The organism is Rhizobacter sp. P3_B12, from assembly GCF_056402895.1.
This window is the reverse complement of record NZ_JBFUGN010000086.1, coordinates 1-12,443: the sequence shown is the minus strand read 5'-3', so window position 1 is coordinate 12,443 and position 12,443 is coordinate 1. Positions and strand designations below refer to the sequence as shown.

The window sequence follows — 12,443 nt, the reverse complement described above, 5'->3', positions numbered from 1 at the left end:
AGGTTCCTCGGATCGGTGATCTTCGTGGCTCGATCCCCGCCGTCATACTCGAAGCTCGTCTTGCCACTCTTCGGGTCGGTGTGGTCCTTCACCCGATACAGCGGGTCGTAGCTGAGCYTGGTCTCCAGCTTCAGGCCATCCGGATCTCGGATGATCTTGGTGCGGTTKCCCTGGGCGTCGTATTCATAGGCCCTCACCGGGGTCGGCGAGATGGGCGGTGGGGGAAGCTCTGCATGGCAAAGCGAGGCGTTCAACAGGCAGGTCGCAACAACAATGACCCCTGCGCGGGTCGTCGTCTTCATCGTCGGGTCCGGTGGGCGGTTGATCGGACCGCATCGACACAACTCTGAAGGGACTGCTTCGACGATGCGGCCGTGCTATTGAAAGAGGGCTCGACAGCGACGGCAAGCGCCGCAACCCTCAGTCAGCGGCGAGTTGACTATTGTTTACCTTCCCGGCTTGGCCAGTTCACCGCCGCGCCGCCACCAACCACCCCGTCACCGGCTTCCCACCCTCCTGCCGCAGCGTCTCCCCGCTGATCTCCACCAGCGTGAACCCGTTCGCCGCGAGCGCCGCTTCCACGTGCGCCCGCGCATGTGCATAGCGCCCGTGCGGCTCCAGGTGGAACATCTCCGGGCGGCCATCGGGCAGCGCCTCGACGGTGAACACCATCAGCCCGCCCGGCTTCACCGAGCCGCTCGCGGCGGCCATCAGCGGCATCAGGTCGCCGAAGTAGCACAGCGTGTCGGCCGACAGCATCACGTCCCACTGGCCCGGTGACTCGCGCAGGAACTCGGTCAGCTCGGCCTTGTACAGGTCGCTGTACACGCCCTTGGTCTGCGCATGCTTCAGCATGCCGCCGGACAGGTCCACCCCCGCCAGCACGCGCGCCCACGGCGCCACCAGCGGCCCGCACAGCCCGGTCCCGCAGCCGGCGTCCAGCACGTTGAACTGCTTCGCCGCCGGCGGCAGCAGCCGCGCCAGCAACTGCGCGCACAGCTGCGGCGCGCGGTAGTCCAACCGCTCGTTCAGCTGCTTCTCGAAACTGTCGGCGAAGTGGTCGAAGGTGTACTCGACGTAGTCGTCCGAGGCCCGCTCCGGCGCACCGCTGCCGGAACACGCCGCGAACATGTGCTGCGCCATCGGGTGGCCCGGTTCCTCGGCCAGCCACTGGCGGAACACCTCGGCCGCCTCGCGCACCTTGCCCATCGTGTAGTAGGTCATGCCCAGCAGCTTGCGGCCGTCCGGGTGCTCGGGCAGCAGCTCGATCGATCGGCAGTACCAGCGGATCGACTCCGGCAGGTCGTCCTGTGCGGCCGCCAGCAGCCCCAGGTTGTTGTGCGCGTTCAGGTGCCGCGGGTCGAGCTCGATCGCGCGCAGGTAGGCGGCGCGCGCCTCGGCCGGGCGCTTCTGCGCGCGGTACAGCGAGCCCAGGTTGTTCTGCAGGTCGGCGCTGCCGGGTTGCAGCGCCCCCGCGCGCTCGTAGGCCGCGGTCGCCTCCGGCAGCTCCTGGCGCGACACGTGGATGTTGCCGAGGTTGTTGTGGTACCCCGCGAAATCCGGCACCAGCGCGATCGCGCGCCGGATCGACGCGACGCCCTCGTCGCTGCGCCCCACCTCGTGCAGCAGCATCCCCAGCAGGTGCAACGCATCCGGGTGATCGGGCGCCGCCTCGAGGATGCGCCGGTACAGCTGCTCGGCGCCCTCGAGCTGGCGGTTCTGGTGCAGGCCGATCGCGTACTTCAGCGCGTCGTCCAGGCTCACTTCCTCAGGCGCACCGCCGGCTTGATCGGCCTCGCTCATCACCGTGCCCCCGCGCTCAGAACCCGTAGTGGAAGTTGTTGTCGACGACGCTGACCTTCACCCGCTCGATCGGCGTGCCGTCCATCATTCGCGTCAGGAACTCCTTCGAGATGTCCGGCAGCATCGTGTTGGTCAGGATCGCGTCGATCATGCGACCGCCCGATTCGCTCTCGGTGCAGCGGCTCACGACCAGCTTGACCACGTCGTCGCCGACCTCGAACGGGATCTTGTAGCGCGCCTCGACGCGCTTCTTGATGYGCCCGAGCTGCAGCTTGACGATCTGCCCCAGCATCTCGTCCGACAGCGGGTAGTACGGGATCGTCACCAGCCGGCCCAGCAGCGCCGGCGGGAAGATCTTCAGCAGCGGCTCGCGCAGCGCCTTCGCCAGCCCCTCGGCCTCGGGCATCAGCTCCGGGTCCTTGCACATGTTGGCGATCAGCTCGGTGCCGGCATTCGTCGTCAGCAGGATCAGCGTGTTCTTGAAGTCGATGAAGCGGCCTTCGCCGTCTTCCATGAAGCCCTTGTCGAACACCTGGAAGAACATCTCGTGCACGTCGGAGTGCGCCTTCTCCACCTCGTCGAGCAGCACCACCGAGTAGGGCTTGCGCCGCACCGCCTCGGTCAGCACGCCGCCTTCGCCATAGCCCACGTAGCCGGGGGGCGCGCCCTTCAGCGTCGAGACGGTGTGCGCCTCCTGGAACTCGCTCATGTTGATCGTGATCAGGTTCTGCTCGCCGCCGTACAGCGCCTCGGCCAGCGCGAGCGCCGTCTCGGTCTTGCCGACGCCCGAGGTGCCGGCCAGCATGAACACGCCGATCGGTTTGCTCGGGTTGTCGAGCCCGGCCCGCGAGGTCTGGATGCGCTTGGCGATCATCTCCATCGCATGGTCCTGGCCGATCACGCGCTGGCTCAGCAGCGAGGCCACCTTCAGGATGGTTTCCATCTCGTTGCGCGCCATGCGGCCGACCGGGATGCCGGTCCAGTCGCCGACCACGCTCGCCACCGCCTGGTAGTCCACCGTCGGCAGGATCAGCGGGTGCTCGCCCTGCAGCGTGGCCAGTTCGGCTTGCACCTGCTTCAGCTCGGTCAGTGTCGCGGCGCGGTCCTCATCGGACAGCTTCGGCGCGTCGGCCGCAACGGTTGCAGCCGCCTTCTCCGCGTTCTGCTCCAGCGCACTGCCGGTGCCTTCCACCGCGCCGGCCACGCCGCGCAGCTTCGCGCGCAGCGCGAGCAGCTTGTCGACGAGCACCTTCTCGGCCGTCCAGCGCGTCTTCAGCGCATCGAGCCGCTTGCGCTCGACGCCGAGCTGCTCTTCGACGAACGCGCTGCGCTCGCGCGTATCGATGCCGATCGCCGCCTCGCGGCCGATGATGCCCTGCTCGGTCTCCAGCGCCTCGATGCGCTTGCTGCAGTCGTCCACCTCGGCAGGGGTCGCATGCAGGCTGACCGCGACGCGCGCGCAGGCGGTGTCGAGCAGGCTGACCGACTTGTCCGGCAGTTGGCGCGCCGGGATGTAGCGGTGGCTCAGCTTCACCGCCGCCTCCAGCGCCTCGTCGAGGATCTGAACCTTGTGGTGCTTCTCCATCGTCGAGGCCACGCCGCGCATCATCAGGATGGCCTTCGGCTCGTCCGGCTCGTCGACCTGCACGCTCTGGAAGCGCCGCGTCAGCGCCGGATCCTTCTCGATGTATTTCTTGTACTCGGCGAAGGTGGTCGCGCCGATCGTGCGCAGCTGGCCGCGCGCGAGCGCCGGCTTCAGCAGGTTGGCGGCGTCGCCGGTGCCGGCCGCGCCGCCGGCGCCCACCAGCGTGTGCGTCTCGTCGATGAACAGGATGATCGGCTTCGCACTCGCCTGCACCTCGTCGATCACCGAGCGCAGCCGCTGCTCGAACTCGCCCTTCATGCTGGCGCCGGCCTGCAGCAGGCCGACGTCGAGCGCGCGCAGCTCCACGTCCTTCAGGGCAGGCGGCACGTCGCCGCGCGCGATGCGCTGCGCGAAGCCTTCGACGATGGCCGTCTTGCCGACGCCGGCTTCGCCGACCAGGATCGGATTGTTCTGGCGGCGGCGCATCAGGATGTCGACCACCTGGCGGATCTCGTCGTCGCGGCCGACGATCGGGTCCATCTTGCCGCCGCGCGCCTGCTCGGTCAGGTCGGTCGTGAAGCGCTTCAGCGCCTCCTGCTTGCCCATCGCGGCCGGCGCGATCGCCTCGCTCGCTTCGCCCGGCGCGCCGCCGTCGCTCGCGGCCTGCGCATGCTCGGGCGAGCTGGCGAGCAGCGAGCCGAAGCGGTCGATCAGGTCGTCGAGCTTGATGCGCTCGAACTGCTTGCTGATCGCCAGCAGCGCATTGCGCAGCGACGGCGTCTTCAGCGCGCCCACCAGCAGGTAGCCGGTGCGCACCTGGCGGTCGCCGAACATCAGCGAGCCGTAGACCCAGCCGCGCTCGACCGCGTTCTCGACGATGCTCGACAGATCGGTCACCGAGGTGGCGCCGCGCGGCAGCCGGTCGAGCGACTGCGTCAGGTCGGCCACCAGCTGCGCGCCGTCGAGCTCGTAGTGCTTGACGATGCGGTGCAGGTCGCTGTCGTTGCCGTTCAGGATCTGGTAGATCCAGTGCTGCAGCTCGACGTACGGGTTGCCGCGCAGCTTGCAGAACACCGTGGCGCCTTCGATGGCCTTGTAGGCGATCGGGTTGAGCTTGCCGAAGAGGGCGGTGCGACTGATTTCAGCCATGGTCGTTCCTTAGGTGGAGGTCGATGAAGCGGCCGCATGCATCTGCGCCGGGTTCAGGAGGAGTTCGCCGCGGTCGGGGTGCGGCGTCTTGCGGCCGAGCCAGCTGGTCAGGCCGAGTGCGGCGGGGGCGGCGTTCGACAGGCCCAGAGCCGGCACCGCGCTGCCCTGCAGTATCAGCCGCAGGTCCCACAGCATCTCGAAGCCGAGCAGCTGGCGCATCCAGTCGCGCAGCTCGATCAGCGAGCGCTGGCCGGGCAGGAACTGGCGGTACTGCGCGAGCGTCAGCGGGCCGATGTGCAGGCGCAGCTTGTACTGTCGGTCCCAGACCTTGCTGCCGGCCACCGCCGAGACGCCGAGTGCCGCGCCCAGGTTGCCGCGGCCGCCGAGGCGGGTGCGGTCTTCGGGGCGCAGCGGCAGCCAGTGGCCGACGTGCGATTCCACGCGGATCGGCACCGCGAAGTACTGGCGCAGCACCTTGACGATCGATTCCGGCCGGCGCGTCGCGCTCGCCAGGTGGCCGCTCGCGAAGCGCTTCGCGGCATCGGGCACCGCATCGGCGCCGCGCAACGCGGCCGGTGCCTGGCCGAACAGCGCGCCGACCCATTTCGCGAACTGGTCGTCGCTCGCGCGATCGGCCTGCACGGCCGGCTGCGACTGCGACCAGGCGCGGTAGAACAGCAGCAGCATGCGGTGGTGGAACATGTCGGCGAAGCGCGCGAAGGTGGCGTCGCCGTGGTTGCGCAGCCGGTCGCGCGCATGCTCGGTGTAGTGCAGCGGCAGCGGCCCCATCGGCCCGAACAGCCCGAAGAAGCGCACGCCCAGGCGCGGCACGTTGCGATCGCTGGCCTCGAACGACATCACACCGGCCGGCGCGAAATCGAGTTCCGGGTCCTGCCCCAGCCGCACCGGCTCGGCCCCGGGCCGCAGCGCCGAGCCGAGCCGCGGCGATTGCGGCCACAGCGCATCGATCTGGCGCAGCACCGCGAAGAAGTCGTGCGCCCACGGTTGCTTCGCGATCTCGTCGAACAGCCGCGTGCGGCGTTCGTGCAGCGCCTTCGGGTCTTGAGGATGGGGTGGCGTCGCACTCACAGCATCGCCTTCGAGCCGATGCGCGGCGGCGAGCGCAGGATCTCGCCGCGCGTCGCCGAGCGGACGATGGTCTCCGAGAAGCTGTTGGCCGACGCGTGCCGCGCGTAGAAGTGCTCCAGCACGCAGCCGAGCAGGAAGGCGCTGGAGCCCTGGAAGCCGAGCTCGTCGACGGTGGTCGTCACCTCGACGCCGCAGCCGAAGGTCAGCGGGCCGGGGAAGGGCAGGCGGCGCACCACCGCGCGCGCCTCCACCGCCTGGATGCCCTCGACCTGCTTGCTCCAGCTCACGTCCTGCTCCGGCCCGTGCAGCGCCATCAGGCTGCGCAGCGCCGACGCGGCGCGGCGCGGGTCTTCGCCGGCGATGCTCAGGTAGTTCAGCGTCAGCAGGCTGACGAGCGACCAGCCGACATCGCCGCGCGCGATGCGCTGCACCGGCCGCGACGGGCCGCGCAGCGTCTCGATGCGGCCGGCCGGCCCGGCGACGTCGAGCGTCCAGGTGCTGGCCGAGCCGGGCAGCAGCGTCGGCAGGTCGCGGTTGGTGACGAGCGCGCTCAGCGAGACCTGGCGGATGTCCTCGCGGTACGGCGCATTGCGCGGATCGACCAGCGACAGGAACACCTCCTGGCCGATGTAGGCCGAGCGCGGCCCTTCGAGGCGCTGGCGGCTCGACAGCAGCCGCGGTTCGCGCCGCAGTGTGTAGAACGCGCCGTGGTTGCGCGATTCCTCGTGGAAGGTGGCGTACAGCGGCAGGAAGCGCTGCTCGGCGACCTGGCCGGTGCCGAAGCCGGTGACGCTCTCGATCGTGTGGACCTCGTAGTCCATCGGCCGCGTGCGGTCGGGCACTGCATGGTGCTCCCAGCTGCCCGGGCCGAGCTGGATGCGGTCGAGCCGCTTCGGGAACAGGTTGATCGCCGGCGTGCAGTACAGCGCGAGGCTGTTGGCATCGACCAGCGATTCGAGCGCCGGCTCGCCGCGGCCGAACAGCAGCACGATCTCGCACTCGCTGCTGTCGACGCGCGCCAGCCGCCGCGCCAGGTCGGTGACCGAGAAGAACAGGAAGCGCTGCGGCAGCGCCGCGTACTCCTGCAGCAGGCGGTGCCCGCTGAAGCCGCGCAGCGTCTCGGGCAGCAGCGCCTGGTCGTCGTCGTAGCCGACGGCCTCGACCGACGCCGCATCGGCATAGCCCTGGCTCGGCGAGCGCGAGGCACCGCCCTGCACCCAGCTCGCGAGGCTGGCGCCCAGCACCAGCTCGTGCAGCCGGAAGGCCACGTCGTCGCCGGCGCTGATGTAGAAATCCAGCCGCTCCATCGGCAGCTGGCTGAACTTCAGCCCGGCGCTCGCCTTCAGCCGGATGCGCAGGCCGCCGCGCACCTGGCGGGCCGGCGGCAGGTGCGCGATCGGCAGGTCGGGCGCGTGGGTGAAGTACTGCACCGTGTCGATCTCGACCGGCCACAGCGTCACGTCGTGCGCGGTGCGGAACTCGCAGCGCGTGTTCTGGCCGCGCACCGTCTCGCTGTGCAGCGCGCTGCCGCGCTTGACGGTGAAGCCGCGCGCGAGGTTCGGGTCCAGCGGGTCGGGCCGCATGCGCGCGATCATCGTCGACGGCATCGGCGACAGGAAGCCGGGGTACACGGTCTCGAGCAGGTGCTGGATCAGCCGCGGGTGCTCGGCGTCGATCTTCAGCTGCACGCGCGCCGCGAGGAAGGCGAAGCCCTCCAGCAGGCGTTCGACATACGGGTCGGTGACCTCGACGCCGTCCATCGACAGGCGGGCGGCGATCTTCGGGAATTCCTTCGCGAACTCGGCACCGACCTCCTTCAGGTGGCCGAGTTCGTCGTTGTACAGGCGAAGCAGGTTCGGATCCATCGAGGGCGGCCGTTCAGGTCTTGCGTTTCAGGGAGCCGCTGGCGGCGTCGCGCACCTCGATCTGGCCGGCTTCCAGGTCGACCTGGGTGCGCAGCAGCAGTTCCAGCGGCACCGGCTGGGCCCACATGAAGCCGCGGATCTCGAACTCGATGACGTTGTGCGTGTCGAGCACGCTGGACGGCTCGATCGCCTTCACCTCGAGCGAGTCTTCCATCACGCGCGGCTCGAAGCGCAGGATGGCTTGCTTGATCGTGCGTTCGAGCAGCGGGATGTCGATGCGCGATGCGAGCTGGCCCGACATCGGTGGCAGCCCGAAGTTGACCACCGATTCGCCGGCCAGCGGGTATTGCTCCGACAGTCGCGGCATCGGCTTGACGGCGTTCAGCAGCCACGACAGGTCGCGCAGCACCGCCTCGCGGATCTGCGCCTTGTTCATCACGCGCGACTCGTCCGACTCGACGCGCGAATGCGGGTTGAGGTCGGTCAGGCGGTCGAGCAGGACCGGCTGCAGGCGATCGCGGACCTCATGGTTGGCCATGGCGTCGTGTCAAACCGCGGCGTCCGGCGTCGGCTCGTCGTCCGGCACCGGCAGCGGTTCCAGCGTGATCTCGCGCACCGCCAGCAGGTCGCTGTCGTGCTCGCCGAGCGCCAGCACGCGCTGGCCGATGCCGCGGAAGTGCTCGTCGTTCAAGGCCTGCCATTCGGTGCGGCGCGCCAGCTGCGCCAGCGCATCGCCCTCGGTGGCGGTGCCGGGGTAGCGGGTCGGGATCAGTGCCACCGACTGGCCGCCGTTGGTGAACTCGAGCTGCGCGGCGCTCCACACCATGTCGCGCAGGTCGGCGGGTTCCTCGATCGTGATCTTCGTCAGCGCGCTGAACGGCACCCAGCAGTAGCGGCCGTTGATCAGCGCCTCGAGCACCGGGCCGAGCCGCGAATCGGCATCGGCGATCCAGTCGAACGGCTGGCCGTTCAGCGTGCCCGGCGTCGGCGGCGCGGCCTCGAAGGCATCGGCGCGCAGCTTGGCGGCCAGTGCCGCATCGCCGCGGGCATCGGCCATCAGCGCCTCGACCAGCCAGGCCACCCAGGCCTGCGGCCGGCCGAACACCATCGGCGTGGTCTTGCCGGCGAACACCGCCTCGCGCAGCGTCTCGCACTTCAGCGCCTCGCGGTAGGTGTTGACCATCGGCAGCGTCGAGGCATCGAGCTCGCCGCACACCTCGAGCTGCGTCATCGCGCGCGGCCAMTGGCCGAGCACGCACAGCAGCTGGAACAGGAAGACGCGCAGCTTCGGGTCGGCCGGCTTGGCGCGCACGCCATCCTGCAGGCTCTTCAGCGCGGCATCGGTGCGGCCCTCTTTCAGGGCCAGTTCCGCAGCTTGGACGGGCGTCATTTCAGCCTGCCTGCACTTCGTTCTCGAAGGTGTTGACGCCCTTGGCGGCGCCGGCGAGGTCTTGCGAGCGGTACTCGACCTTCACCTTGAAGAAGGCGATGCGGAACTCCTCGACCAGCTCCGGCGCGCCGTCGGTCTCGTTGCGCAGCCGGTGCGACAGGATGCGCGCCTTCTCGACGGTGATCGTCAGGTACGCGATCGACGCGGCGCCGCCGGCCTTGTGCACCGACAGCGTCGCCTTCTTGATGACTTCATTGCTGCGCAGCGCCGACATCAGGCCGGTGCTGGCCGAATCGACGCGCTTGCGCACGATCAGCTCCTGCATCGTCGTGCGGGCGGCCGCGCTGCCGAAGGCCGTCGCATTGCCGTCCAGGCCCCAGCTCCAGCCGATGACCTCGATCTCGTCGGTGTGCGTGGCATCGCGCGATTCGCCCTTGATCGGGCCCTGCGCCGCGCCCTCGACCTTCAGGTACATGTCGGACTTGCCCATGGTCTTTCCTTGCTGGCGTTTTCAAAAAGGGATCGCCACGAAACGGCCCGAAGGCCGATCCGTGGCGTGCGCAGGAAGCCTGCGACCGATCACTTGACTTCGTTCGTCTCTTTGTTGATGCCGACAGTGCTGGTGGAACCCTTGCCGCCGGTGTCCGACTGCGTGGTGTATTCCATCTTGAACTTCGCGAAGTTCAGGCTGATGTTTTCCGTCAGCCGGTCTTCACCGCCGCTGCCGCCGGTGGACAGCGACGACACGATGACGCTCTCGAGCGTGATCTTGATGTACTCGAGCGGCTTGTCGCCGGCCTTGCGCACGGTCAGCACGGCCTGCTTGATGTGCGTGCCCTTGAAGCTGGCCATCGCCAGGGCGGTCGACGAAGCGTCGACGTACTTGGTCAGCGACAGGTCCTGGATGCTGACCTTGCCCGAACCGCCGCCGGCGCCGTTGCCGAACGAGGCGCTCTGGGCGCAGCCCCAGTTCCATGCCAGGACGTCGATCTCGTCCTTGTGCGAGCTGTCCTTCGACTCGCCCTTGATGTCACCGATCTTGATGAACATGTCTACAGCCATGATGCTTCTCCTTCAACTGAGTTGACCCGCTTGTGGGATGCCGGGGAGGGGTGCCACGACGTCTGGGTATTCCGTCGTGCGCCCGGCGTTTCTGTTTCGTTCCCGGCAAGCTGAACCTCCCGGGCTGCGATGCGCGCGGCGCGCCGTGGGAGGTTCCACGCCGGCCACGCTTTCCTGTACCTGGATCAGGCCGCCTTCTGTGAGGGCAGCTTCGACACCAGGCGCAGAGACACTGTCAGACCTTCCAGCTGGTAGTGGGGGCGCAGGAAGAACTTCGAGCTGTAGTAGCCCGGGTTGCCTTCGACGTCTTCCACCACCACCTCGGCGGCCGCCAGCGGGCGGCGCGCCTTGGTGTCTTCGGACGAGTGGGCGGGATCCCCGTCCACGTAGTTCATGATCCAGTCCTGCAGCCAGCGCTGCACTTCGTCGCGCTCCTTGAACGAGCCCACCTTGTCGCGCACGATGCACTTCAGGTAGTGCGCGAAGCGGCAGGTCGCGAACAGGTACGGCAGGCGGGCCGCCAGGTTGGCGTTGGCCGAGGCGTCCGGGTCGTCGTACTCGGCCGGCTTCTGCAGCGACTGCGCGCCGATGAAGGCCGCGAAGTCGGAGTTCTTGCGGTGCACCAGCGGCATGAAGCCGTTGCGTGCGAGTTCGGCCTCGCGCCGGTCGCTGATCGCGATCTCGGTCGGGCACTTCATGTCGACGCCGCCGTCATCGGTCGGGAAGGTGTGCGTGGGCAGGCCCTCGACCGCGCCGCCGGATTCGATGCCGCGGATGCGCGAGCACCAGCCATACTGCTTGAACGAGCGGTTGATGTTGACCGCCATCGCGTACGCCGAGTTCGCCCAGKTGTACTTGGTGTGGTCGGCGCTGCCGGTGTCTTCCTCGAAGTTGAACGCCTCGACCGGGTTGGTCTTCGCGCCGTACGGGATGCGCGCCAGGAAGCGCGGCATCGCGAGGCCGATGTAGCGGGCGTCGTCCGACTCGCGCAGCGAGCGCCACGCGGCGTATTCCGGCGTCGTGAAGATCTTGCTCAGGTCGCGCGGGTTCGCCAGCTCCTGCCACGAGCCCATCTGCATCAGGCTCGGGTCGGCCGCGGCGATGAACGGGGTGTGGGCCGAGGCCGACACCTTGGCCATCTCGCCCAGCAGCTCGACATCGGGCGGGGTCTGGCCGAAGTAGTAGTCGCCGACCAGGCAGCCGAACGGCTCGCCGCCGAACTGGCCGAACTCTTCCTCATAGACGCGCTTGAAGATCGGGCTCTGGTCCCAGGCCGTGCCCTTGTAGCGCTTGAGCGTCTTGCCGAGCTCGTTCTTGCTGATGTTCATCACGCGGATCTTCAGCTGCTCGTCGCTCTCGGTGTTGTTGACGAGGTGGTGCAGCCCGCGCCATGCGCTCTCGAGTTGCTGGAACTCGGGGTGGTGCATGATCAGGTTGATCTGCTCGCTGAGCTTCTTGTCGAGCTCGGCGATCATCGCCTCGATCGAGTTGACGACATCGGTGCCGATCAGCTTGGTCTGCGACAGCGCCTGCTGCGCGAGCGTGAGGATCGCGGTCTCGACCGCCGATTTCGCCTCTTCGCTCTTCGGCTTGAATTCCTTGTTCAGCAGGCTCGCGAAATCGCCGCCCTGGAATTCGACGCCCTGCAGCGCGGAGGATTGATTCTGTGCTTCTGCCATGTCTTTCTCCTGTGTCGCTGCGCGCTTACTCGGCCTTCGGCTCGTCGGCCTTCTTGGCCCCGGCCAGGCTGTTCAGCAGTGCCGGGTCGGCCATCACCTTGGCCAGCAATTCCTCGGCGCCGCTCTTGCCGTCCATGTAGGTGATCAGGTTCGACAGCTGCTGGCGGGCCTCGAGCAGCCTGCGCAGCGCGTCGTTGTTGCGCGCCACGGCGGCCGGCGAGAAGTCGTCCATGCTGTTGAAGGTGAGGTCGACGCTGACGTTGCCTTCGCCGGTCAGCGTGTTGGGCACCTGGAACGCGACGCGCGGCTTCATCGATTTCATGCGGCTGTCGAAGTTGTCGACATCGAACTCGAGGAACTTGCGGTCGGCCACCGGCGCGAGCGGGTCGGCCGGCTTGCCCGACAGGTCGGACAGCACGCCCATCACGAAGGGCAGCTGCACCTTCTTCTCGGCGCCGTAGAGCTCCACGTCGTATTCGATCTGGACGCGCGGCGCGCGGTTGCGGGCGATGAATTTCTGACTGCTGGTGGCCATGGTGGACTCCTCTGGGGCGGGTTCGGTGGATTAGGGCCTGTTGACCTGGGTCACTGGTCGGGACTGCCGGCGATGCGTTCGACCTGGCCGAGGCCGTCGGACGCGAGGTCGCGGATGATGTCCATGAAATTCTTGCCCATCAGCCGCTGCGCGCGGCGGATCAGCAGCGGTGCCGGGTTGCTGGGTTCGTTGCGTTCGATCCATTCGCAGACGCGGTCGAGCGTGCGGCTCACGTCTTCGCGGCTGCGCAGCGCGCCGACCGCGACGGCGCTGCCGCCCGTGGCGG

At 68.4% G+C, this 12,443-nt stretch carries 11 protein-coding genes and 1 pseudogene; all 12 read right to left on the bottom strand.

Going from position 1 to position 12,443, the window contains the following annotated elements; translation table 11 throughout:
- A pseudogene (locus AC1D01_RS07545) lies at nt 1-302 on the bottom strand (hypothetical protein); the annotation flags it as partial.
- Nucleotides 303-468: 166 nt separating this feature from the next.
- Nucleotides 469-1,803 carry a tetratricopeptide repeat protein gene (locus AC1D01_RS07540; RefSeq protein WP_477865438.1) on the bottom strand — a complete coding sequence of 445 codons (1,335 nt, stop codon included), beginning with the start codon at nt 1,801-1,803 and terminating at the stop codon, nt 469-471.
- Nucleotides 1,804-1,819: 16 nt separating this feature from the next.
- Nucleotides 1,820-4,537, bottom strand: coding sequence for a type VI secretion system ATPase TssH (gene tssH, locus AC1D01_RS07535; protein ID WP_477865437.1), 2,718 nt, complete (start codon nt 4,535-4,537; stop codon nt 1,820-1,822).
- Nucleotides 4,538-4,546: 9 nt separating this feature from the next.
- Nucleotides 4,547-5,626 (bottom strand): type VI secretion system baseplate subunit TssG, encoded by a 1,080-nt coding sequence (tssG, locus tag AC1D01_RS07530; protein WP_477865436.1) that lies wholly within the window; start codon nt 5,624-5,626, stop codon nt 4,547-4,549.
- Nucleotides 5,623-7,491 (bottom strand): type VI secretion system baseplate subunit TssF, encoded by a 1,869-nt coding sequence (gene tssF / locus AC1D01_RS07525; protein WP_477865435.1) that lies wholly within the window; start codon nt 7,489-7,491, stop codon nt 5,623-5,625. The genes tssG and tssF overlap by 4 nt, the downstream gene beginning before the upstream one ends.
- A 13-nt stretch (nt 7,492-7,504) precedes the next feature.
- A complete protein-coding gene (tssE, locus tag AC1D01_RS07520; protein WP_477865434.1) occupies nt 7,505-8,029 on the bottom strand; it encodes a type VI secretion system baseplate subunit TssE in 525 nt (174 codons plus the stop codon).
- A gap of 9 nt (nt 8,030-8,038) precedes the next feature.
- On the bottom strand, nt 8,039-8,881 hold the full coding sequence (locus AC1D01_RS07515) for a type VI secretion system accessory protein TagJ (protein WP_477865433.1): 843 nt from the start codon (nt 8,879-8,881) through the stop codon (nt 8,039-8,041).
- A 1-nt stretch (nt 8,882) separates the two neighbouring features.
- Nucleotides 8,883-9,371 (bottom strand): Hcp family type VI secretion system effector, encoded by a 489-nt coding sequence (locus AC1D01_RS07510; RefSeq protein WP_477865432.1) that lies wholly within the window; start codon nt 9,369-9,371, stop codon nt 8,883-8,885.
- A gap of 89 nt (nt 9,372-9,460) precedes the next feature.
- A complete protein-coding gene (locus AC1D01_RS07505; RefSeq protein ID WP_465113835.1) occupies nt 9,461-9,943 on the bottom strand; it encodes an Hcp family type VI secretion system effector in 483 nt (160 codons plus the stop codon).
- Nucleotides 9,944-10,128: 185 nt separating this feature from the next.
- Entirely contained in the window at nt 10,129-11,622 is a 1,494-nt protein-coding gene (gene tssC / locus AC1D01_RS07500) for a type VI secretion system contractile sheath large subunit (protein WP_477865431.1), read from the bottom strand.
- Nucleotides 11,623-11,647: 25 nt separating this feature from the next.
- On the bottom strand, nt 11,648-12,157 hold the full coding sequence (gene tssB, locus AC1D01_RS07495) for a type VI secretion system contractile sheath small subunit (RefSeq protein ID WP_477865430.1): 510 nt from the start codon (nt 12,155-12,157) through the stop codon (nt 11,648-11,650).
- Nucleotides 12,158-12,207: 50 nt separating this feature from the next.
- Nucleotides 12,208-12,443, bottom strand: a 236-nt coding sequence (locus tag AC1D01_RS07490) for a type VI secretion system protein TssA (RefSeq protein WP_477865429.1), incomplete at its 5' end; no start/stop codon positions are given.